At 44.4% G+C, this 22,016-nt stretch carries 15 protein-coding genes, 21 tRNA genes, 3 rRNA genes and 1 riboswitch; of the genes, 31 read left to right on the top strand and 8 right to left on the bottom strand.

The features are described 5' to 3' along the window. Positions 1-2: 2 nt before the first annotated feature. On the bottom strand, positions 3-662 hold the full coding sequence (locus tag NSQ17_RS14655; RefSeq protein ID WP_342467550.1) for a DUF1232 domain-containing protein: 660 nt from the start codon (positions 660-662) through the stop codon (positions 3-5). A 149-nt stretch (positions 663-811) separates the two neighbouring features. Between NSQ17_RS14655 and NSQ17_RS14650 the strand changes: the two genes are divergently transcribed. After that, the gene (locus tag NSQ17_RS14650; RefSeq protein ID WP_342467549.1) at positions 812-1,366 is read left to right on the top strand and encodes a GNAT family N-acetyltransferase; all 555 of its coding nucleotides are present in this window, start codon (positions 812-814) and stop codon (positions 1,364-1,366) included. Positions 1,367-1,606: 240 nt separating this feature from the next. Here NSQ17_RS14650 and thiT read toward each other — a convergent pair whose 3' ends face one another. Then, positions 1,607-2,182, bottom strand: coding sequence for an energy-coupled thiamine transporter ThiT (gene thiT, locus NSQ17_RS14645; RefSeq protein WP_007500615.1), 576 nt, complete (start codon positions 2,180-2,182; stop codon positions 1,607-1,609). Between the two features lie 96 nt (positions 2,183-2,278). Next, a riboswitch (TPP riboswitch) is annotated at positions 2,279-2,381 on the bottom strand. Positions 2,382-2,817: 436 nt separating this feature from the next. Between thiT and NSQ17_RS14640 the strand changes: the two genes are divergently transcribed. From NSQ17_RS14640 to NSQ17_RS14525, 24 genes are all read left to right on the top strand, one after another. Further along, a 16S ribosomal RNA gene (locus NSQ17_RS14640) occupies positions 2,818-4,366 on the top strand. Positions 4,367-4,548: 182 nt separating this feature from the next. After that, a 23S ribosomal RNA gene (locus tag NSQ17_RS14635) occupies positions 4,549-7,479 on the top strand. Positions 7,480-7,540: 61 nt separating this feature from the next. Beyond that, positions 7,541-7,656 (top strand): 5S ribosomal RNA (gene rrf, locus NSQ17_RS14630). Together the 16S, 23S and 5S rRNA genes form the textbook arrangement of a ribosomal RNA operon. A 558-nt stretch (positions 7,657-8,214) precedes the next feature. Continuing rightward, a tRNA-Val gene (locus tag NSQ17_RS14625) sits at positions 8,215-8,290 on the top strand. A 33-nt stretch (positions 8,291-8,323) separates the two neighbouring features. After that, positions 8,324-8,399: transfer RNA gene (locus NSQ17_RS14620), tRNA-Thr, on the top strand. A 37-nt stretch (positions 8,400-8,436) separates the two neighbouring features. Then, positions 8,437-8,512: transfer RNA gene (locus tag NSQ17_RS14615), tRNA-Lys, on the top strand. Between the two features lie 7 nt (positions 8,513-8,519). Next, positions 8,520-8,602, top strand: a tRNA-Leu gene (locus tag NSQ17_RS14610). A 30-nt stretch (positions 8,603-8,632) separates the two neighbouring features. Further along, positions 8,633-8,704 (top strand) — tRNA-Gly (locus NSQ17_RS14605). Positions 8,705-8,716: 12 nt separating this feature from the next. Then, a tRNA-Leu gene (locus tag NSQ17_RS14600) sits at positions 8,717-8,802 on the top strand. An 11-nt stretch (positions 8,803-8,813) separates the two neighbouring features. Continuing rightward, a tRNA-Arg gene (locus NSQ17_RS14595) sits at positions 8,814-8,890 on the top strand. A 7-nt stretch (positions 8,891-8,897) separates the two neighbouring features. Next, positions 8,898-8,974, top strand: a tRNA-Pro gene (locus tag NSQ17_RS14590). Between the two features lie 8 nt (positions 8,975-8,982). Next, positions 8,983-9,055, top strand: a tRNA-Ala gene (locus tag NSQ17_RS14585). A gap of 26 nt (positions 9,056-9,081) precedes the next feature. After that, positions 9,082-9,155, top strand: a tRNA-Met gene (locus tag NSQ17_RS14580). A 4-nt stretch (positions 9,156-9,159) separates the two neighbouring features. Then, positions 9,160-9,236 (top strand) — tRNA-Ile (locus tag NSQ17_RS14575). A gap of 7 nt (positions 9,237-9,243) precedes the next feature. Next, positions 9,244-9,336: transfer RNA gene (locus NSQ17_RS14570), tRNA-Ser, on the top strand. Between the two features lie 22 nt (positions 9,337-9,358). Then, positions 9,359-9,435: transfer RNA gene (locus tag NSQ17_RS14565), tRNA-Met, on the top strand. A 15-nt stretch (positions 9,436-9,450) separates the two neighbouring features. Then, positions 9,451-9,527, top strand: a tRNA-Asp gene (locus NSQ17_RS14560). A gap of 17 nt (positions 9,528-9,544) precedes the next feature. Next, a tRNA-Phe gene (locus tag NSQ17_RS14555) sits at positions 9,545-9,617 on the top strand. A 24-nt stretch (positions 9,618-9,641) separates the two neighbouring features. Next, positions 9,642-9,717 (top strand) — tRNA-His (locus NSQ17_RS14550). 11 nt (positions 9,718-9,728) lie between these two features. Beyond that, positions 9,729-9,802: transfer RNA gene (locus NSQ17_RS14545), tRNA-Gly, on the top strand. Between the two features lie 16 nt (positions 9,803-9,818). Then, a tRNA-Ile gene (locus NSQ17_RS14540) sits at positions 9,819-9,895 on the top strand. A gap of 6 nt (positions 9,896-9,901) precedes the next feature. Next, positions 9,902-9,976, top strand: a tRNA-Asn gene (locus NSQ17_RS14535). Between the two features lie 3 nt (positions 9,977-9,979). Continuing rightward, a tRNA-Ser gene (locus NSQ17_RS14530) sits at positions 9,980-10,070 on the top strand. Between the two features lie 7 nt (positions 10,071-10,077). Continuing rightward, positions 10,078-10,149: transfer RNA gene (locus NSQ17_RS14525), tRNA-Glu, on the top strand. Between the two features lie 75 nt (positions 10,150-10,224). Here NSQ17_RS14525 and NSQ17_RS14520 read toward each other — a convergent pair. The 3 genes from NSQ17_RS14520 to NSQ17_RS14510 all read right to left on the bottom strand — a co-directional run bounded on the left by NSQ17_RS14520 (position 10,225) and on the right by NSQ17_RS14510 (position 12,579). Further along, positions 10,225-10,701 carry a tryptophan-rich sensory protein gene (locus tag NSQ17_RS14520; protein ID WP_342467548.1) on the bottom strand — a complete coding sequence of 159 codons (477 nt, stop codon included), beginning with the start codon at positions 10,699-10,701 and terminating at the stop codon, positions 10,225-10,227. Between the two features lie 87 nt (positions 10,702-10,788). After that, a complete protein-coding gene (locus NSQ17_RS14515; protein ID WP_017358383.1) occupies positions 10,789-11,523 on the bottom strand; it encodes a TraR/DksA C4-type zinc finger protein in 735 nt (244 codons plus the stop codon). A gap of 117 nt (positions 11,524-11,640) precedes the next feature. Then, positions 11,641-12,579: a 1,4-dihydroxy-2-naphthoate polyprenyltransferase gene (locus NSQ17_RS14510; protein WP_058337238.1), complete on the bottom strand. Its 939-nt coding sequence runs from the start codon at positions 12,577-12,579 to the stop codon at positions 11,641-11,643. A 383-nt stretch (positions 12,580-12,962) separates the two neighbouring features. Here NSQ17_RS14510 and NSQ17_RS14505 point away from each other — a divergent pair, with 383 nt between their 5' ends. From NSQ17_RS14505 to menC, 6 genes are all read left to right on the top strand, one after another. Next, positions 12,963-14,381, top strand: coding sequence for an isochorismate synthase MenF (locus NSQ17_RS14505; RefSeq protein WP_272754174.1), 1,419 nt, complete (start codon positions 12,963-12,965; stop codon positions 14,379-14,381). Beyond that, positions 14,374-16,116 (top strand): 2-succinyl-5-enolpyruvyl-6-hydroxy-3-cyclohexene-1-carboxylic-acid synthase, encoded by a 1,743-nt coding sequence (gene menD / locus NSQ17_RS14500; protein ID WP_342467547.1) that lies wholly within the window; start codon positions 14,374-14,376, stop codon positions 16,114-16,116. The genes NSQ17_RS14505 and menD overlap by 8 nt, the downstream gene beginning before the upstream one ends. Beyond that, positions 16,101-16,931, top strand: coding sequence for a 2-succinyl-6-hydroxy-2,4-cyclohexadiene-1-carboxylate synthase (gene menH, locus NSQ17_RS14495; RefSeq protein WP_342467546.1), 831 nt, complete (start codon positions 16,101-16,103; stop codon positions 16,929-16,931). Before menD ends, menH begins: the two co-directional genes overlap by 16 nt. A gap of 14 nt (positions 16,932-16,945) precedes the next feature. After that, positions 16,946-17,764, top strand: coding sequence for a 1,4-dihydroxy-2-naphthoyl-CoA synthase (gene menB, locus NSQ17_RS14490; RefSeq protein ID WP_039168312.1), 819 nt, complete (start codon positions 16,946-16,948; stop codon positions 17,762-17,764). A 70-nt stretch (positions 17,765-17,834) separates the two neighbouring features. Continuing rightward, positions 17,835-19,295, top strand: a complete 1,461-nt coding sequence (locus NSQ17_RS14485; RefSeq protein ID WP_039168315.1) for an o-succinylbenzoate--CoA ligase — start codon at positions 17,835-17,837, stop codon at positions 19,293-19,295. Then, a complete protein-coding gene (gene menC, locus NSQ17_RS14480) occupies positions 19,282-20,406 on the top strand; it encodes an o-succinylbenzoate synthase (protein ID WP_008342917.1) in 1,125 nt (374 codons plus the stop codon). The genes NSQ17_RS14485 and menC overlap by 14 nt, the downstream gene beginning before the upstream one ends. 105 nt (positions 20,407-20,511) lie before the next feature. Here menC and NSQ17_RS14475 read toward each other — a convergent pair whose 3' ends face one another. From NSQ17_RS14475 to NSQ17_RS14465, 3 genes are all read right to left on the bottom strand, one after another. Further along, on the bottom strand, positions 20,512-20,703 hold the full coding sequence (locus NSQ17_RS14475) for a hypothetical protein (protein WP_024720421.1): 192 nt from the start codon (positions 20,701-20,703) through the stop codon (positions 20,512-20,514). A 25-nt stretch (positions 20,704-20,728) separates the two neighbouring features. Beyond that, on the bottom strand, positions 20,729-20,887 hold the full coding sequence (locus NSQ17_RS14470) for a DUF1540 domain-containing protein (RefSeq protein WP_008360682.1): 159 nt from the start codon (positions 20,885-20,887) through the stop codon (positions 20,729-20,731). Positions 20,888-20,955: 68 nt separating this feature from the next. Continuing rightward, the gene (locus NSQ17_RS14465) at positions 20,956-22,002 is read right to left on the bottom strand and encodes a cytochrome d ubiquinol oxidase subunit II (protein WP_206428041.1); all 1,047 of its coding nucleotides are present in this window, start codon (positions 22,000-22,002) and stop codon (positions 20,956-20,958) included. Positions 22,003-22,016: the final 14 nt, after the last annotated feature.

Here is a 22,016-nt window from a genome sequence, read left to right as displayed (position 1 = left end):
TGCTATGACCTATTTGTCAGCTGGTTTAATACGACCTGCACCGCTGCAGCGTCATCAATATAGCCGATCGGAAAAATATAATCTGGTATTAAATCAACGGGCATAATGAAGTAAAGTAATGCGCCTCCCATCAACATCAATTCTCGAGAAGTCCCCCGTCCGCTCATGAACGAGCTGTACATGCTTTTCAATTGATCAAGAAATGGCCCAACACCGCTTATCATATCTATCTTTTTTTCAAAATTTGCTGAGATTGTTTCTTTTCCCTCATCTGATTGACTATAGGTCTCATATTCATTTAACTTCTGTTTCAATTCATTCTCGCTGAACGTCCCGTCATAGACATCATGATCTTTCAGCGTTCGCTCAATCTCTTCTACTGCTTGAATGAACGTATTACCGTGAACTCTTTCGTTTTTAATTGAAAATCCAGCCGTGGCCAATAGATGATCTAAAGAAATGTGTAGAGCATCTGAAAGCCGCTGTAAATGGTTCAAAGTCGGTGTTCTTTTTCCGTTCATGATTCTAGACAGTGTGGCTTTATCAATTTCTGTTTGTGTACTGAGTTCTCTTAATGAAAGAGAACGTATTTGCAGTTGTTCTTTTAAAAACTGCCGAAGCTCAGTTGTTTTAAATTCCATCTCTTTCTTCACCCTTTTCATAAAGTTCAACTCTTCAATAGAAGAAGTCGTACCCAATATATAGGGGTGTTGACAAAATGTCAACGAATATCCATTAAGGATTGAATTTTATAAAATAGCAACTTATCATATGAAACATAGAGTAAGAAATGGCTAAAAGGGGTGTGCAGATGAAGGTTAGACATGCAGTACATAATGATATTCCTAAAATTGCCGAAATTCATGTGAAGAGCTGGCAAACGACTTATCATGGCATTATTTCACAAGAGTATTTAGATGCTTTAAATGTAGAGGAGCGGGAAGATAGCTGGAGAAGCAGGTCGCTTGAAGGCACGTTTGTCGCAGAGGATGCTGACGGAGTATTTGGTTTTGCTTCCTTCGGAAAACAGCGTGATGAGAGATATTCAATATATGATGGCGAGCTTTATGCCATCTATTTGTTGCAGAGAAAACAGAAATCAGGAGCGGGTATGGCTTTGATTGCAAAAGGTGTGGATTATTTAATAGAGAAAGGCTATCAGAATATGCTGCTCTGGGTATTTGAGCAAAATTCAGCAAAGCAATTTTATCAAAAACTTCAACCTAGTTTTGCCGTCACCAGCCAGTTCGAGCTGGCTGGTGAGAACCATGAAGAAATAGGGTATGGATGGGAACTATCTGTACTAAGTGCTCATGTTCAACAGATTATATCGTCAGCTTCCAGTAATAATGAGAGAAAAAAGTAAAAAGGGTGGCGAGTAAAATATAAGATATAAAAGGAGAAGCCTCTACTTTTCCTTTCACACCTGCTATTTTTAATGCCTCATAGAAACTGGCCAAAAAGTAGGCGAGACTGAGGATGTAACAGCACAGCATAATGGAGTAAGGATTCATTGTCGTACCTCCAGCATGAAATCTTCTACTATTAATAGATTCAATAGAGCAGCAAATTATGCATAAAAAAATAACCCGCTGAAACAGCTGGGTTATTTTTGTCGAGGAAAAACCAAACGAGACGCACTAGGAATGAGTAAACAAAGAACAATACTACAAATGATAAATGAAGGAATCATATATGTGCTGTTATAAACTAATGAATACACCCATCCTGGTGTTCCTTTTGGTGCATAATGAGAAAAGAAAACTACACCTGAAATAAAGAACGTCAGCAGTCTGAAGAAACTGGCGACAAATACAGCTAGGATAATATAGAAGAATTGTTTCTTTCGCTTTTTATCCTGAATGGCTTTTTTAATTGATCCTGAGAATAGCCCGCTTAAACAAATCACAACAGATGCGACAAAGTAATCGAGAAATCCTTGTACAGGTGTAGCAATAATAGGATTGTTCATCAGCTGTAGTCCTGCGATTAACACACCGATGATAAATCCAGCAGACACGCCCCATCTAATGGACATGAGAATGACAGGAATCATGATCAGTGCAATTGACCCGCCGTTTGGCATTCTTAAAAAGAGACCTGATAAATAATCTAAAACAAGTGCAAGAGAAGTCATGATGGCGATCTCCATCAGTCGTACTAATTGATTTGATTGTTGCATAAAAAAATCCCCTTTTCACGAATTGTGCAAGGAGAGACCATGTCAGGATGAGTATGTGATTCATAGAAAAACATATCGGCTTGCATACATGCATGTATGCAAGTGATTCCACATTCCTACTTCAGTATTAACTGACAGGTTCAAAGGGTCAGAACAACGAATTGTTCACTCTCAGCACGAGGCTCCCCCTGCGGTTATTAAATTTCAATCTATTATAAATATACTAAAGACCTACAGGATCAACAATAGTGAATTACGGAGTTAAGCCCTTTTTGTACGAATATATAGGAAGAGATCAGGAAAAATAAATTATTTAGAAAAAATACTTGTTTCTTCTTTTAAAAGGTGTTATATTTGTATTCGCCGCTGAAACAGCGCGGTTGAGAAATAACATTCAAGAAAAAAGTTGTTGACTTCATCTTGATAGAATGTTATATTAATAAAGTCGCCTCTGAGCGATAACGAAGATGATCTTTGAAAACTAAACAAGACAAAACGTACCTGTTAATTCGAGTTTTTATAAAAAAATCCTATGATACATCATAGGTAGTCAGTCAAACTGGCGAGGTAGGAAATGATCACATGCTAAGTTCGCTATATCGTGTAGCAACGCATGTGTGATATGCATCCTGCATACCTCGGAGAGTTTGATCCTGGCTCAGGACGAACGCTGGCGGCGTGCCTAATACATGCAAGTCGAGCGGACAGAAGGGAGCTTGCTCCCGGATGTTAGCGGCGGACGGGTGAGTAACACGTGGGTAACCTGCCTGTAAGACTGGGATAACTCCGGGAAACCGGAGCTAATACCGGATAGTTCCTTGAACCGCATGGTTCAAGGATGAAAGACGGTTTCGGCTGTCACTTACAGATGGACCCGCGGCGCATTAGCTAGTTGGTGAGGTAACGGCTCACCAAGGCGACGATGCGTAGCCGACCTGAGAGGGTGATCGGCCACACTGGGACTGAGACACGGCCCAGACTCCTACGGGAGGCAGCAGTAGGGAATCTTCCGCAATGGACGAAAGTCTGACGGAGCAACGCCGCGTGAGTGATGAAGGTTTTCGGATCGTAAAGCTCTGTTGTTAGGGAAGAACAAGTGCAAGAGTAACTGCTTGCACCTTGACGGTACCTAACCAGAAAGCCACGGCTAACTACGTGCCAGCAGCCGCGGTAATACGTAGGTGGCAAGCGTTGTCCGGAATTATTGGGCGTAAAGGGCTCGCAGGCGGTTTCTTAAGTCTGATGTGAAAGCCCCCGGCTCAACCGGGGAGGGTCATTGGAAACTGGGAAACTTGAGTGCAGAAGAGGAGAGTGGAATTCCACGTGTAGCGGTGAAATGCGTAGAGATGTGGAGGAACACCAGTGGCGAAGGCGACTCTCTGGTCTGTAACTGACGCTGAGGAGCGAAAGCGTGGGGAGCGAACAGGATTAGATACCCTGGTAGTCCACGCCGTAAACGATGAGTGCTAAGTGTTAGGGGGTTTCCGCCCCTTAGTGCTGCAGCTAACGCATTAAGCACTCCGCCTGGGGAGTACGGTCGCAAGACTGAAACTCAAAGGAATTGACGGGGGCCCGCACAAGCGGTGGAGCATGTGGTTTAATTCGAAGCAACGCGAAGAACCTTACCAGGTCTTGACATCCTCTGACAACCCTAGAGATAGGGCTTTCCCTTCGGGGACAGAGTGACAGGTGGTGCATGGTTGTCGTCAGCTCGTGTCGTGAGATGTTGGGTTAAGTCCCGCAACGAGCGCAACCCTTGATCTTAGTTGCCAGCATTCAGTTGGGCACTCTAAGGTGACTGCCGGTGACAAACCGGAGGAAGGTGGGGATGACGTCAAATCATCATGCCCCTTATGACCTGGGCTACACACGTGCTACAATGGACAGAACAAAGGGCTGCGAGACCGCAAGGTTTAGCCAATCCCACAAATCTGTTCTCAGTTCGGATCGCAGTCTGCAACTCGACTGCGTGAAGCTGGAATCGCTAGTAATCGCGGATCAGCATGCCGCGGTGAATACGTTCCCGGGCCTTGTACACACCGCCCGTCACACCACGAGAGTTTGCAACACCCGAAGTCGGTGAGGTAACCTTTATGGAGCCAGCCGCCGAAGGTGGGGCAGATGATTGGGGTGAAGTCGTAACAAGGTAGCCGTATCGGAAGGTGCGGCTGGATCACCTCCTTTCTAAGGATATATGGAGCAGCGTACGTTTTTCGTCTTGTTTAGTTTTGAAGGATCATTCCTTCAAACATGTCTCTAGCGAGACAGGATTGTTCTTTGAAAACTAGATAACAATAAGTAATACATTCACATTGAATGCAATGCAAAGTTCATCACACATAGTGATTCTTTCTAAAGTAAGAAATGGTTAAGTTAGAAAGGGCGCACGGTGGATGCCTTGGCACTAGGAGCCGATGAAGGACGGGACGAACACCGATATGCTTCGGGGAGCTGTAAGCAAGCTTTGATCCGGAGATTTCCGAATGGGGAAACCCACTGCTCGTAATGGAGTAGTATCCATACTTGAATACATAGAGTATGAGAAGGCATACCCGGGGAACTGAAACATCTAAGTACCCGGAGGAAGAGAAAGCAAATGCGATTCCCTGAGTAGCGGCGAGCGAAACGGGAACAGCCCAAACCAAGAGGCTTGCCTCTTGGGGTTGTAGGACACTCTATACGGAGTTACAAAGGAACGATATAAGCGAAGAGGTCTGGAAAGGCCCGCCAAAGAAGGTAACAGCCCTGTAACTGAAATGTTGTTCTCTCCAGAGTGGATCCTGAGTACGGCGGAACACGTGAAATTCCGTCGGAATCCGGGAGGACCATCTCCCAAGGCTAAATACTCCCTAGTGACCGATAGTGAACCAGTACCGTGAGGGAAAGGTGAAAAGCACCCCGGAAGGGGAGTGAAATAGATCCTGAAACCGTGTGCCTACAAGTAGTCAGAGCCCGTTAACGGGTGATGGCGTGCCTTTTGTAGAATGAACCGGCGAGTTACGATCCCGTGCAAGGTTAAGCAGAAGATGCGGAGCCGCAGCGAAAGCGAGTCTGAATAGGGCGCATGAGTACGTGGTCGTAGACCCGAAACCAGGTGATCTACCCATGTCCAGGGTGAAGTTCAGGTAACACTGAATGGAGGCCCGAACCCACGCACGTTGAAAAGTGCGGGGATGAGGTGTGGGTAGGGGTGAAATGCCAATCGAACCTGGAGATAGCTGGTTCTCTCCGAAATAGCTTTAGGGCTAGCCTCAAGGTAAGAGTCTCGGAGGTAGAGCACTGATTGGACTAGGGGCCCCTACCGGGTTACCGAATTCAGTCAAACTCCGAATGCCGATGACTTATCCTTGGGAGTCAGACTGCGAGTGATAAGATCCGTAGTCGAAAGGGAAACAGCCCAGACCGCCAGCTAAGGTCCCAAAGTATACGTTAAGTGGAAAAGGATGTGGAGTTGCTTAGACAACCAGGATGTTGGCTTAGAAGCAGCCACCATTTAAAGAGTGCGTAATAGCTCACTGGTCGAGTGACTCTGCGCCGAAAATGTACCGGGGCTAAACGTATCACCGAAGCTGCGGACTGTTCTTACGAACAGTGGTAGGAGAGCGTTCTAAGTGCAGTGAAGTCAGACCGGAAGGACTGGTGGAGCGCTTAGAAGTGAGAATGCCGGTATGAGTAGCGAAAGACGGGTGAGAATCCCGTCCACCGAATGCCTAAGGTTTCCTGAGGAAGGCTCGTCCGCTCAGGGTTAGTCGGGACCTAAGCCGAGGCCGAAAGGCGTAGGCGATGGACAACAGGTTGATATTCCTGTACCACCTCCTCACCATTTGAGCAATGGGGGGACGCAGGAGGATAGGGTAAGCGCGGTATTGGATATCCGCGTCCAAGCAGTTAGGCTGGGAAATAGGCAAATCCGTTTCCCGTGAAGGCTGAGCTGTGATGGCGAGCGAAATTTAGTAGCGAAGTTCCTGATTCCACACTGCCAAGAAAAGCCTCTAGCGAGGTGAGAGGTGCCCGTACCGCAAACCGACACAGGTAGGCGAGGAGAGAATCCTAAGGTGATCGAGAGAACTCTCGTTAAGGAACTCGGCAAAATGACCCCGTAACTTCGGGAGAAGGGGTGCTTCTTAGGGTGTTAAAGCCCCGAGAAGCCGCAGTGAATAGGCCCAGGCGACTGTTTAGCAAAAACACAGGTCTCTGCGAAGCCGTAAGGCGAAGTATAGGGGCTGACGCCTGCCCGGTGCTGGAAGGTTAAGAGGAGCGCTTAGCGTAAGCGAAGGTGCGAATTGAAGCCCCAGTAAACGGCGGCCGTAACTATAACGGTCCTAAGGTAGCGAAATTCCTTGTCGGGTAAGTTCCGACCCGCACGAAAGGCGCAACGATCTGGGCACTGTCTCAACGAGAGACTCGGTGAAATTATAGTACCTGTGAAGATGCAGGTTACCCGCGACAGGACGGAAAGACCCCGTGGAGCTTTACTGCAGCCTGATATTGAATGTTGGTACAGCTTGTACAGGATAGGTAGGAGCCTTGGAAACCGGAGCGCTAGCTTCGGTGGAGGCATCGGTGGGATACTACCCTGGCTGTATTGACCTTCTAACCCGCTGCCCTTATCGGGCAGGGAGACAGTGTCAGGTGGGCAGTTTGACTGGGGCGGTCGCCTCCTAAAATGTAACGGAGGCGCCCAAAGGTTCCCTCAGAATGGTTGGAAATCATTCGCAGAGTGTAAAGGCACAAGGGAGCTTGACTGCGAGACCTACAAGTCGAGCAGGGACGAAAGTCGGGCTTAGTGATCCGGTGGTTCCGCATGGAAGGGCCATCGCTCAACGGATAAAAGCTACCCCGGGGATAACAGGCTTATCTCCCCCAAGAGTCCACATCGACGGGGAGGTTTGGCACCTCGATGTCGGCTCATCGCATCCTGGGGCTGTAGTCGGTCCCAAGGGTTGGGCTGTTCGCCCATTAAAGCGGTACGCGAGCTGGGTTCAGAACGTCGTGAGACAGTTCGGTCCCTATCCGTCGCGGGCGCAGGAAATTTGAGAGGAGCTGTCCTTAGTACGAGAGGACCGGGATGGACGCACCGCTGGTGTACCAGTTGTTCTGCCAAGGGCATCGCTGGGTAGCTATGTGCGGACGGGATAAGTGCTGAAAGCATCTAAGCATGAAGCCCCCCTCAAGATGAGATTTCCCATTCCGCAAGGAAGTAAGATCCCTGAAAGATGATCAGGTTGATAGGTCTGAGGTGGAAGCGTGGTGACACGTGGAGCTGACAGATACTAATAGATCGAGGACTTAACCTATATTCTAATGTGAAAAATGAACATTGTTATCTAGTTTTGAGAGAACATTCTCTCCATCAGGTTTGGTGGCGATAGCGAAGAGGTCACACCCGTTCCCATACCGAACACGGAAGTTAAGCTCTTCAGCGCCGATGGTAGTTGGGGGTTTCCCCCTGTGAGAGTAGGACGCCGCCAAGCTTATCAAAGGATCAGTTCCAATCGGAACTGGTCTTTTTTGTGCTGTTTGAAAGAAGATCACCTTGATACATATGTGGTATAAATCAGGTTGTTTTAATTCACTATAAGCGTGGAGATGCTCTAAATCAACGTGAAAGTCTGTGAAGCATGTTCACTTTTAAGTATGGAGAAAAGTAATAGAGAGAAAGAATAGCAGGTGTATAGATGCCTGATACAAATTCATTCATATAAATGGAGTTGTATCAGGCTATTTTATTGAAATCAAAACATTCATTGCGTTTAACAGTTGAAATAAAGAAATATCTATATCATTAAAGTATAAAAATTGAAAGGCTGCTGATATTTTTAAAGGATTTACTCGTTTTTAAAGAGAATATAGAGAAGAGAAATACAGCTGTTAATCGTTGAATTGAAGCTGTTTTGACTGGTAACATCAACATCATCTGTTAAAAGAAATACGTCATGAAAAATGAAATAAAATTTTTTTAATATAGCCTTTACAAATGAGTGAAACCTGTATATAATAATCTTTGTCGGATCGAGAGATTCCTACATAGTGGAGGATTAGCTCAGCTGGGAGAGCATCTGCCTTACAAGCAGAGGGTCGGCGGTTCGAGCCCGTCATCCTCCACCATATTTATTCTTACATAATGTTAGGATAGATAAAGCCGGTGTAGCTCAACTGGTAGAGCAACTGACTTGTAATCAGTAGGTTGGGGGTTCAAGTCCTCTTGCCGGCACCACTTTCATATGGTAAGATAGACAAGTCGCTTTAAAAGCGAGCCATTAGCTCAGTTGGTAGAGCATCTGACTTTTAATCAGAGGGTCGAAGGTTCGAGTCCTTCATGGCTCACCATTTTCATGCGGGTGTGGCGGAATTGGCAGACGCGCTAGACTTAGGATCTAGTGTCTTTATGACGTGGGGGTTCAAGTCCCTTCACCCGCATTGCCAAACAACATAAAGAAATCCTGTAATGCGGAAGTAGTTCAGTGGTAGAACACCACCTTGCCAAGGTGGGGGTCGCGGGTTCGAATCCCGTCTTCCGCTTATACCATCCACGCCGGGGTGGTGGAATTGGCAGACACACAGGACTTAAAATCCTGCGGTAGGTGACTACCGTGCCGGTTCAAGTCCGGCCCTCGGCATTATAAAATAAGCGCCCGTAGCTCAATTGGATAGAGCGTTTGACTACGGATCAAAAGGTTAGGGGTTCGACTCCTCTCGGGCGCGCCATTAAGATCGGGAAGTAGCTCAGCTTGGTAGAGCACTTGGTTTGGGACCAAGGGGTCGCAGGTTCGAATCCTGTCTTCCCGACCATCTTTTATGGGGCCTTAGCTCAGCTGGGAGAGCGCCTGCCTTGCACGCAGGAGGTCAGCGGTTCGATCCCGCTAGGCTCCACTTTTCAAAAGATTATTTTATATCATGGCGGTGTAGCTCAGCTGGCTAGAGCGTACGGTTCATACCCGTGAGGTCGGGGGTTCGATCCCCTCCGCCGCTATAAAGGACCTTTAGCTCAGTTGGTTAGAGCAGACGGCTCATAACCGTCCGGTCGTAGGTTCGAGTCCTACAAGGTCCACCATATATACGGAGGAATACCCAAGTCCGGCTGAAGGGATCGGTCTTGAAAACCGACAGGGGTGTCAAAGCCCGCGGGGGTTCGAATCCCTCTTCCTCCGCCATATTTTTAAAAAATGATATCATCGCGGGGTGGAGCAGTTCGGTAGCTCGTCGGGCTCATAACCCGAAGGTCGCAGGTTCAAATCCTGCCCCCGCAACCAAATTTTTTCTCTAATGGTCCGGTAGTTCAGTTGGTTAGAATGCCTGCCTGTCACGCAGGAGGTCGCGGGTTCGAGTCCCGTCCGGACCGCCATTTTCAAATGAATACATGGCTCGGTAGCTCAGTTGGTAGAGCAACGGACTGAAAATCCGTGTGTCGGCGGTTCGATTCCGTCCCGAGCCACTTTTACAAATAAATATCAGTATGGCGGTTGTGGCGAAGTGGTTAACGCACCAGATTGTGGCTCTGGCACTCGTGGGTTCGATTCCCATCAATCGCCCCATACATATTTTTGCGGGTGTAGTTTAGTGGTAAAACCTCAGCCTTCCAAGCTGATGTCGTGGGTTCGATTCCCATCACCCGCTCCATTTGCATATCGTTCATGGGCCTGTAGCTCAGCTGGTTAGAGCGCACGCCTGATAAGCGTGAGGTCGGTGGTTCGAGTCCACTCAGGCCCACCATGACTTTCCGCAGTAGCTCAGTGGTAGAGCTATCGGCTGTTAACCGATCGGTCGTAGGTTCGAATCCTACCTGCGGAGCCAAATGGAGAAGTACTCAAGTGGCTGAAGAGGCGCCCCTGCTAAGGGTGTAGGTCGCGCAAGCGGCGCGAGGGTTCAAATCCCTCCTTCTCCGCCATTTTTCTGGCCCGTTGGTCAAGCGGTTAAGACACCGCCCTTTCACGGCGGTAACACGGGTTCGAATCCCGTACGGGTCATTTTTTAAAGAGGTCTAATAAAGACCTCTTTTTTATTTTCCACAAAACGAAAGACCGCCATCACAGCGGTCTTTTTTACATATTCATGGAATAGATCGTATAAGACAAGTATGTCGCAAAGAATCCCCATAAAACATAAGGAATTAATAAAATTGGGACAACTTTGCTTAGTTTACGCGAGACGATGACAAGTGCGAGTGCTGTCAGTGCTACAAGCAGGCAGTCGATCGTAGCTGCAAATAGATCTTTTTGTGTAAATTGAAAAAAGCTAAAGGCTTGATTGAATACATAATTTAAAAGAAACAGAATCCAAAATGGTAATGTGATTTTTTGAAAACCATACTTTGCATAAATGATGGCGGCAGATAACGAAATGAGGGCGAATAAGACAGCCCAGACCGCACCGATGACACCACCACTAGGTGTCCATTCAGGTTTATTTAGTGCGTCATACCATTCTCTGTCGATAGGGAACAGGAACCCTGCAATAGAAAATAATGCGTATGTAATAAAGAAGACGATAACCGCCCAAATGATACTTTTTTTAGTCATCCAGAAATCTCCTCCCAATCAATTCACTCTTCAACTTATTTCCCAATTATTACATGATATAAACATCAAGCCCCCAATATGTGGGGACTAATGATTTTTTTTAGTATAAGGATCTTCTTCGTAAGGCTTCAAGTCACCAAACACTGTCATGACGCCTTCTTCATCTAATGCTTCTTCATAAGCTTCGTGTGCTTTATTTGGATAGACCTTGCTTGCTTTTCCTTCAATATCAGCAGCTGCAAACCCTTCATAGTCTTCCACATCATCTTCATCTTCTGATTGTGTATACACATCATCGTATGTCAATGGAGGAAATTCCATATCGGATGGGGTATCAGAGTTCCCATAGCGTTCTACGTCTTGGTAGGCATCTTCTCCGTCATATGCAGCACTTTCTTCATTTTCAAATTGCCCTGAGGGCGGACTTAATAAGTCCTCTTCAATGGGACGGTTTTGTGAAACGGTCTGTTCTTTTGAATGCTCTGTGCATGTGACGGCGGTGGGAAGGGCTTCTAAGCGTTCTTTAGGAATAGGGGCTTTACACACTTTACACAAACCATAAGAGCCGTCTGCCATTGCTTGGAGTGCTTCATTGATATCGGAAAGATGCTCATGTTCCAAACTGTTTAAGGCAATGTCTTTTCCGCGTTCGAATAGTTCTGTCCCTTGGTCGCCAGGGTGGTTATCATAGGCTGACAGTTCGCCCACTGAATCATAAGGAAATGATACTTTCTGTTCATCATCATGGCTTTTGGCTTCAATTTCTTGTTTTTCATCGAGAAGTCGCTGCTTCAACTGATGTAATTCGTTTTTAGACAACAAAGCGATCACCCTTTCATATCAAACATATTGTTAGTATGAGCAAATTTTTATGTAAGACTTGTGCCAATTTGAAGCAATTCTTCAATAAAAAACGCCTGCGGCTGCAGGCGTTTCGTGTTATGCGAGATAATATTGTAAGATCAATGCGATCGTTAACAGGAAACCAAAAAACGTATTGGTTTGTGCTGTCGACTTCATGGCATTCATTAATTCAATTGGTTTTTCTTTTTGCTTAAATTCTTTAATGGCTGTATAAGCTTTTGGCACACTGAGTAAGACAAGAAGACTCCAAAGACCCACGATATCCATAAAGATATAAACAAAAATGAGTACATATGAGATCACAAACATGGAAAGTAGGATGTTGACTGCCGCTTTACGTCCAGCTAGGATAGCAAGTGTCTTTCGTCCATTCTCTTTATCACCGTCTAAATCACGGATATTGTTCGACAGTAAGATGGCACCAACTAAAATAGAGATAGGTAATGAAATGAGCACAGCTTTTGATGTCAATGTTCCTGTTTGGATATAGAAACTAATTAAAATGATGCCTAGTCCCATAAAAGCACCTGATACAAGTTCTCCAAATGGTGTATAAGCAATTGGTACAGGGCCACCGGTATAAAAATAGCCTGCTGCCATACAAATTAGTCCTATGAGTGCAATCCACCAGCTAGACATCATGCAAATATAGATCCCAAGTAATAAAGAAAGCGCGAATAAGGCATAAGCGAGGCCTAAAACTGTTTTTGGTTTTACACCGTTTCTCACGATCGCTCCGCCGATACCGACAGATTTCTCATTGTCCAATCCGCGAACATAATCAAAGTACTCATTAAACATGTTCGTTGCAATTTGGATAAACATCGATGCAAATAGCATAGCTAAAAATAGCCCAACATGTATTTGATCACTCGGAAGTGCTAGGACAGTTCCTAAAGTAACGGGAATAAATGCCGCTGTTAATGTATGCGGTCGTAGTAAATTCCACCAAATCCGCCAGTTTTTATCAGGCTTAATTGGTGAAAGCTGATCTGATATCGATTGATGCTGCATAAAATATACTCCTTTAAATAAAAAAATACGTACACGTCCAAATTCCAGTTTAGCAAAGTTCAAAAAGGTGTCAATATATTGATGCGATGAAACAAGAAAAAGATGTTTGCTAATCGTTCCCATCTAGAGAGAAAGCTTGATCTTCGAACAGGTCTTACCATTTTTTAAGGGATGTTCTCATTTCAATAAGCGGGAGCGAAAAAATCTTGAAAGCGTGATATAATAAGGATTCGAGGTTTTAAAAGCTGTTTTCTTTACTAAGTTCATCTGTTAAGGTTTATAATAGAAAAGCAGGTCATTCGACATACTCGAATGTTCATGTATTTTTTTACATGATGGTTTTATTTTTATATGTTATTTCATGGATTTTGGAGGAATGTATCATGGTGACAACAGTGCAAAGTACTTTCCGGCAGGAAGCGCTTGCGACATTAGAAGAAGCGAATAACGTCAACCATGCTGTTTTGATAAGCTACTCCAGAAGAGTTGACGATCTGGATCCTCTTGCCTTTTTCCAAAGCGGCGAAGCGGATTTTTTAGGCGAGCGGTTTTTTTGGTCTGATCCAGAAAGCCAAATGATATTTTCTGGACTTGGCAGAGCGGCCGTGATTAAATCATCAGAGCAAGGCAAAGAACGATTCAATATCGTCCATCAAGAATGGGAGCAGCTGAAACAGCATATGTTCCATTTTCATGATGAGAAGGAGTTAAAGCAAGCGGCTGTTGGTCCGCTTTTATTTGGAGGATTTTCATTTGATCCATACGAAGAAAAGGCGCGTCACTGGGAAGCATTTGGCGAGGCTCATTTTTTTGTGCCATCGATGATGCTGACTGTTTCAAAAGAAGGCACGTTTCTAACGATCAATGAATGGAACGAGGTGGACGGGAATGTTCATCAGCTCATTCAAGAGTTAGAACAGAAAGCTTCTAATTTTGATGCATTGCCTGTCAGAAATCATGGACAAGCTGAGCTTGTTCATATGGAAGAGTTAGATGTCCAGGAATGGATGAAAGCAATCCATGAAGCGACAGAACACATTCGTGTGAACGAATATGAAAAGGTTGTTTTAGCAAGAGAAGTCTTGCTTCACTATAAAAATCAAATAGAACTCGCTCCACTATTAGCAGAATTACTAAAACATCAAACAACGAGTTATGTATTTGCTATAGAGCAGGGAAGACAAGCATTTGTCGGGGCGACGCCTGAACGTTTAGTGAAAAAAAGCGGTGGTGAAGTGTTTTCATCGTGTTTGGCAGGTTCCATTGTACGTGGTCAAGATGAAGTAGAAGATCAGGCACTAGGTGAGGAACTGCTTCATGATGAGAAAAATTTGATTGAACATCAAATTGTCGTGAATATGATTGAGCAGGCATTTGAAGCAAACTGCCATCATGTGCATAAGCCAAATCAACCAAGTCTTTATAAAACGAAAAACATTCAGCATTTATTTACACCCATTGTGGGAGAAATTAAAAGCAGCTGTTCACTCTTTTCATTAATTGAACAGCTTCATCCAACACCAGCGCTTGGAGGATATCCTAAGGAAAAAGCGGTAGAGGTGATTCGTGAAATCGAACCGTTGAAACGTGGTTGGTATGCGGCGCCAGTGGGATGGATTGATTCTAAGGACAATGGAGAATTTGCTGTCGCCATTCGATCAGGTCTTATTGAGGAAGACCAAGTTCGTTTGTTTGCTGGATGTGGAATTGTAGAGGATTCCCTTGCAAAACAGGAGTATGAAGAAACGCAAGTGAAATTAAGACCAATGCTATCTGCTCTTGGAGGTCATCCTATTGAATAATCAAATCATGACAAGATATATTGGCAGATTAATGGATGAATTTGTGCAAAGTGGTGTGAATGAGGCAGTTGTTTGTCCTGGCTCCCGTTCAACACCGCTTGCGATGCTCGCTCTTGCTCATCAAGAAATCAATGTCCATGTGTTAGTGGATGAACGGTCTGCTGCTTTTTATGCACTGGGTCTTGCGAAAGCGAGCCAAATACCAGTGCTACTCATTTGTACATCAGGTACGGCAGCAGCTAACTTTTACCCAGCTGTTGTCGAGGCACATTATTCTCGGGTACCACTGATTGTTTTAACTGCTGATCGGCCGCACGAATTGAGGGAGGTTGGGGCACCTCAAGCGATTGATCAGCAATTCTTATTCGGTAAGTTTGTTAAATGGTTCACAGACTTAGCCTTGCCAGAAGAAAGCCAAACGATGCTGCGGTATGTCCAAACTGCTGCTGCCAGGGCAAGTCATGTGTCTATGCAGGAGCCAAAGGGACCAGTTCAAGTGAATGTGCCGCTGAGAGAACCATTGTTACCTGACTTGTCTATTGATCCTTTTGATAGAGAAGAAGGAGTTGCGAACAAAGTTTTAGCAGCAGGTCAAGCTCGTCCGGATGATCGAGTTATGTCAGAATTAGTGTCTATCATGAACAAAGCGGCAAAAGGAATTATTGTTGCTGGTGAACTTCACTCGCCGGAAGAGCAGGCGTCAGTGTTACGTCTTGCAAAAGCTTTGCATCTGCCCATTTTAGCTGACCCGCTTTCTCTTTTGCGAAATGGACATGAAAGTGAAGAATACATCATAGATGCATACGATTCTTTGTTAAAAGATGAGGCATTGCAACAGTATCTCTTGCCTGAAATGGTCATTCGTTTTGGACCGATGCCTGTGTCTAAGCCTTTATTTAAATGGCTAGAAAAGCATGCGGAAGTGAAGCAGATTGTCGTCGATGCTGCGGGTGGTTATCGAGATCCTGGTTTAAGCGCATCATACATGATTGAAAGTCATACAGCCTCTTTTGTAGAAGAAGTCTTGATGAGAGCGGAAAAGCGTCAGGATACATCTTATTTACGACGCTGGCAGAGTGTCAATTCTTCATTTAGAATGCATGTAAATCAATTCAATGATGAGGACCTGACATTTGAGGGAAATGTCTATCGTCAGCTGCAGCACCTTTTGCCAAAAGAGAGTGTGCTCTTTATCGGAAATAGTATGCCTATTCGAGATGTCGATACTTTTTTTGAAACGCAGTCAAAACCGTTTCGGATGATGGCGAATCGCGGAGCAAATGGCATTGATGGTGTTGTGTCCACAGCTCTTGGAACATATGCAGCCTTGAAACAACCCATCACTTTAGTCATCGGCGATTTATCTTTTTACCATGATATGAACGGTCTTCTTGCAGCTAAGCTAATGGACATTCCACTCACGATCGTGTTGTTAAACAATGATGGTGGAGGAATCTTTTCTTTCCTTCCGCAGGCATCCGATGAACCGTATTATGAAAAGCTCTTTGGTACGCCGACTGGGTTGAATTTTGAGTATGCATCAAAGCTATATGGGGGAACCTATTCGAAGCCGACAACGAAAGAAGAGTTAAAAGATGTGTACTTGGCGCATATCCAAGAACCAGGGCTTCATTTAATTGAAATTGAAACTGACCGGCATTCTCGCGTTGGCAAACATCGCCAAATGATGGACGAGATATTGAGGGAAGTGAAAAAAGAATGCCTTCACTCATAATACGAATGCACGATGGTGTGGCGTATGAGGTGATAGACCATAACCCATCTGCTGAAAATGCCACGTTATGTTTACATGGCTTTACAGGGAGTGCAGCTTCTTGGGCTTTTTTGAATACTTATACAGAAAAACATACGAGATTGATTCAGGTCAGCTTGCTTGGACATGGCCGCACAGACTCACCAAAGAGTATAAGAAGATATGCAATGTCCCAACAGCTGGCAGATCTTGCTGAGATTTTAGATCAATTAAAGCTTCACAAAGTGAACATTCTCGGATATTCTATGGGAGGGCGTATTGCTTTATCATTTGCCTCCCGTTATCCAGAACGTGTAAACAAGCTGATTCTTGAGAGTACATCTCCAGGGCTGAACTCTTTTAAAGAGCGGATGGCGAGGCTGAATCATGATCATCAGTTAGCTCAAAAGATCAGACATGAAGGGTTAGCGCAGTTTGTGGATTTTTGGGAGAACATTCCGCTGTTTGCTTCGCAGAAATCCTTGCCAGCGGACAGGCTAATGCAACTGAGAGAGGGAAGGCTAACAGCCGATCCTAACGGGCTGGCTCGCAGCTTAGAAGGTATAGGAACAGGTTCACAGCCGTCTATGTGGCAAGCATTAAAGCAGATAAAACAGCCTGTTTTACTCATTTGCGGAACACTTGATAAAAAGTTTTGTCACATCGCCAAACGTATGCAGCAGGCGCTTGAATACAGTCAATTCACAGTAGCAGAGCATGCCGGGCATACAGTTCATGTGGAACAACCACATTTTTTTGGTAAAATAGTAAGTGAGTTTATTTTATCGCAAGATTAGAGGAGGAAATATTGATGGCTATTGAATGGCAAACTGAGCGTCAGTATGACGAAATTTTATATGAAACATATAATGGGATTGCAAAAATCACCATTAACCGTCCGCACGTACATAATGCCTTTACACCAAAGACCGTAAGTGAATTAATTGATGCATTCTCACGTGCTCGTGACAATTCAGAAGTTGGTGTCATTGTCCTTGCAGGTGCTGGAGGTAAAGCATTCTGTTCTGGTGGAGACCAAAAAGTACGCGGTCATGGTGGCTATGTAGGAGACGATCAAATTCCGCGTCTAAACGTCCTAGACTTACAGCGTTTAATTCGTGTCATTCCAAAACCAGTTATTGCGATGGTTGCGGGCTATGCGATTGGCGGCGGGCACGTGCTTCATGTCGTGTGTGACCTGACCATTGCAGCAGACAATGCGATTTTTGGACAAACAGGACCAAAAGTGGGCAGCTTTGATGCTGGTTATGGATCTGGCTATCTTGCACGTATTGTGGGCCATAAGAAAGCAAGAGAGATCTGGTACTTATGTCGTCAATACAATGCACAAGAAGCGCTTGATATGGGACTTGTCAACACAGTTGTACCATTAGAGCAGCTGGAAGAAGAAACAGTGAAGTGGTGTGAGGACATGCTAGAAAAGAGCCCGACCGCTTTACGATTCTTGAAAGCTGCATTTAATGCTGACACAGATGGATTAGCTGGTATTCAGCAATTTGCAGGAGATGCGACCCTTCTTTATTACACAACAGATGAAGCAAAAGAAGGACGCGATTCCTTTAAGGAAAAACGGAAGCCAGACTTCGGTCAGTTCCCTCGTTTCCCTTGATTCAATGATATGGATGAAAACAGCTTAGTGCATCAGACTGAGCTGTTTTCTTTTATGAAAAGGAGGTGTCATGATGAAGCAACCCAATTGGCTGCTGCACCGTGCGTATTTAACGCCAGACCGGGTCGCACTCATTTATCAAGACAAAGAGTGGACATTTCGTGATTTAGCGAATGATGTAGACCAACTTGCGAATCGACTGACACGTGTCTCTTTTAAAAAAGGGGATACGGTTGCGATTTTAATGAACAACCATCCTCATATGGTCATGCTTGTTCACGCTTGTTTTTTATTAGGCTTCAAGATTGTGTTATTGAACAATAAGTTAACAAAAGCAGAGAGACGTTTTCAGCTGGAAGATGCGAAAGTCATGGCTTTATTAACAGAGTCTGCATATGCAAATGAGCATCATGGTGATTTACCTGTTTATACAATAGAGACTTTACCTGATGCAGATCATGATATGGAAAAGAAGGTCGTACATGATATTGATTTAAATGAGACGGCGACGATTATGTATACATCTGGAACGACAGGACGCCCTAAAGGGGTGGAGCAAACGTTTGGTAATCATTTTCATAGTGCTGTTTCCTCGGCATTGAATTTAGGAATCAGGGAGGACGACCGCTGGCTCATTGCCTTGCCTCTTTTTCATATAAGCGGTTTATCCGCTATATTTAAATCTGTCATATACGGTATGACTGTCGTGCTTCATCAAAAGTTTGATGTCGATGAAGTCAAGAATGCTATTGAACAGCATCGAGTGACGATGTTGTCAGTTGTTCAAACCATGCTGTCCCGTTTATTAAGTGGACTTGAAGAATGTCCGTCTTCTTTGCGCTGCCTGCTGTTAGGCGGAGGCCCTGCGCCTTATGCGATGCTTCAAGAGAGTAAGGAGAAAGGATTTCCTGTGTTTCAATCGTACGGTATGACGGAGACCTGCTCGCAAATTGTGACACTTGCGCCAGAATTTAGTGTGGAAAAGCTTGGATCAGCGGGAAAACCCCTTTTTGGGTGTGAATTAAAGATTCAAGATGAGGACCGTCCGTGTCGTCCTTTTGAGCATGGTGAAATCATGGTAAAAGGTGCAAATGTCATGAAAGGCTACCTTTATCGTCAAGAGGCAACAGCTGCTGCATTTGATCAGGGCTGGCTGAAAACGGGTGATATTGGCTATGTAGATGAGGACGGATTCTTATTTGTGCTTGATCGGCGGTCAGACTTAATTATTTCTGGCGGAGAAAATATTTATCCAGCAGAAATTGAAGCAGTTCTTTTAACACATCCAAATGTAAAGGAAGCCGGAGTGACGGGTATATATGATAAAAAATGGGGAGAGGTACCTGCTGCCTTCCTTGTGACAGATGAGCAGATTCCGGAGAATGAGCTCTATGCTTTGTGTCAGTCGCAATTAGCCAAGTATAAATGGCCCGCCGCTTTTCACTTTGTGGATGAGCTGCCAAGGAATGCGTCGAATAAATTGCAGAGGCACAGACTCAAATCAAAGGGGTTTTTAGATGATTCAAATTGAACGTGTGATCTTATATCATGTCACGATGAAACTCAAACAGCCATTTACAACAAGCCTTGGGACCATTTCAGAGCGTGAGTTTATTATTGTCGAGGTCAAAGATCAAACAGGATTAACTGGATGGGGAGAGGTATCTGCCTTCTCTTCTCCGTGGTATACAGAAGAAACCATCGAGACCTGCTATCACATGCTCAGGGCTTTCTTTATCCCGAACGTGCTGACCCGATCTTTTACACATCCTTCGGACATACCAGACAGCTTGTACCATTTTAAAGGCAATAGAATGGCCAAAGCGGGAATTGAGGCAGCTGTGTGGGATATTTATGCGAAGCGAGAAAATAAGTCCTTACGTGACGTCTTAGGCGGTACTAGAGATAGAATTCCATCTGGTGTCGTTGCGGGGTTAGGACCAATAGATGATATGATTCAGCAAATCGAGCAATTTGTTGATCAAGGCTATCAGCGTGTGAAAGTGAAAATTAAGCCGGGACAAGATATTGGACTTCTACAAAAGATAAGGGAGTCTTTCCCTCACCTTCCGTTAATGGCGGACGCAAACTCTGCTTATGAATTAAAAGATATTAGCAAACTGAAGCAGCTCGACGATATTCGTTTATTAATGATCGAACAGCCTTTAGCCGCAGATGACATTGTCGATCATCGGCATTTGCAAAAGCATTTAAAAACACCAATCTGTTTGGATGAAAGTATTTGTTCTTTAGATGATGCGAGAAAAGCTGTAGAACTTGGAAGCTGTCAGATTATTAATGTGAAGCCTTCACGAGTTGGAGGGCTGACTGAAGCACTTAAAATTCATGCGTTCTGCAAGGAGCAGCAGATTCCGTTATGGTGCGGTGGAATGATTGAAACAGGCATTTCTCGCGCGCAAAACGTGGCACTTGCATCACTTCCGCAATTTACGATTCCTGGGGATATTTCAGCATCGTCGAAATATTGGGAGCAGGATATCATTTTTCCTGAAATTAAAGTTGAAAATGGGTTTATTGAAGTACCGCGTTCTCCAGGTATGGGTGTAGAAGTTGATTATCAAGCGCTTCGTTCTTTCTCAGATAAAATTGATGTGTTTACAAAACATGATTTTGTGAAATGAAAACGAATGAATCGCCATTTGCACCATCAATAGAACCACTGTATAGTTGAGGAAAGTTTTTCCTTCCTGTCTGAACAAAAAGAAAGAGCGGTCATCCGCTCTTTCTTACTCTTCTACAAGCCCGCTGTCGTAAGCAAGCTGGCCAATATACTGATGCATGTCATTGGGCATGTCGGAAACATGTCCGTATTCATAATCCCAAAGATTTAAAAAGGAGTGAGCTGCTTGATAAAATGCAGCCTCGTCCGCGTCCTGAATTTCTTCAAGAAACGTTTGAGTAAGCCGATCGTTTTTCAAAGCGAAGCGCCTCCTTTAATGAGACTTAAAGGTCTTGAGGTTTAAACGTTTTACAGTCAGTTTCTTCACTTTTCTCAGCCGTATTTCCTGTATGGCTGACGACATAAATTGCATCTGCACCACAACGATTTCCAGCATTCCAGTAGGAACAGTTGTTTACTTCACAAAGGATTTTTTGACTCATACAGATGACCTCCTTTTGAGTATGTCTTTCATCTATAATGTAACCGAAGTAAGGGGCGTTCATTCATGTTAATCTTCCTGACGAATATAACGCTTATCTTTCATAAACAATTTCCAGAAGAAGTAGAACCCAGGGAATAGGATGATAAACCCTACAATATACGTAATAAATAATGCCCTAAATGTGACGGGATCTGTAAACCCAGACATGATGGTAATATCAGGATAGGCCATATAGGGCAAATGCGCATGTCCATACACATAGCTTGCTAAGAAATATTGAATTGTAATGGCGATAACCGCTAAACGTGGTCTCCCTTTCCGATGTTTAAAGCGGCTGTTTGGTAAAAATAGAGCCAAACCTGCAAGCAAAAACATGAGTAGAGAAACAAGCAGGATCGGGATGTTCTGCATCATTTTTGTGAACAGCCAATTGGCCTCACTTCTCAGTGTGAGCATGATAAAGAAAGCCATCATGAGAGAAAGTGGACCTGTAATCAGTGCTCCTTTTCTATAAATGTTATAAGCCTCATCTTCGTTTGCAACATTAGAAAAATCAGCTAAAAGCAAAGATGAGAGGAAAAGGGTACTGAAAATCGCAAAACCTACGAAAGAATAGACATTTGCGCTTGTAAAGACCAATCCTAAATCTAATGAGTAGACATTATTCTCCTGAAAGATGAATCCACCATGTGTAATGGGGAGAACCATGATGAGGATGGACGGAATAATAAAGCCGCTAATTCCTGAAATATATGTCACGGCTTTTCTATATTTTTTAGGCAGTGAATGAGAGAAGACGAGAAATCCGCTTCGCAGTGCAAGAAGCAACAAAATAATGCTGCCAGGTATTAATAGAACAGTGCCTAGCACAAATGTTGCACCTGGAAACAGGCTAAACAAGGCAACGACGATGGCCACAATGAAGACGTTTGTTACTTCCCAAGTTGGAGAAAGATACTTATTTGCGATATTTGCGGCCTTTGTCTGCTCTTTGTTCATGTAAATCATTGACCAAAATCCTGCACCGAAATCCATTGATGCCATCACTGCATAGATAAACACGAATCCCCATAAGATGGTGATTGCAATGAGTGCATCAGTTGTTACATCCATTTGCATCAAGATCG

Source organism: Bacillus sp. FSL W8-0629 (genome assembly GCF_038593225.1).
GTDB classification, from domain to species: domain Bacteria; phylum Bacillota; class Bacilli; order Bacillales; family Bacillaceae; genus Bacillus; species Bacillus altitudinis.
Note: the sequence above shows the minus strand (reverse complement) of the source record. Positions and strands in the feature narration are given on the sequence as shown.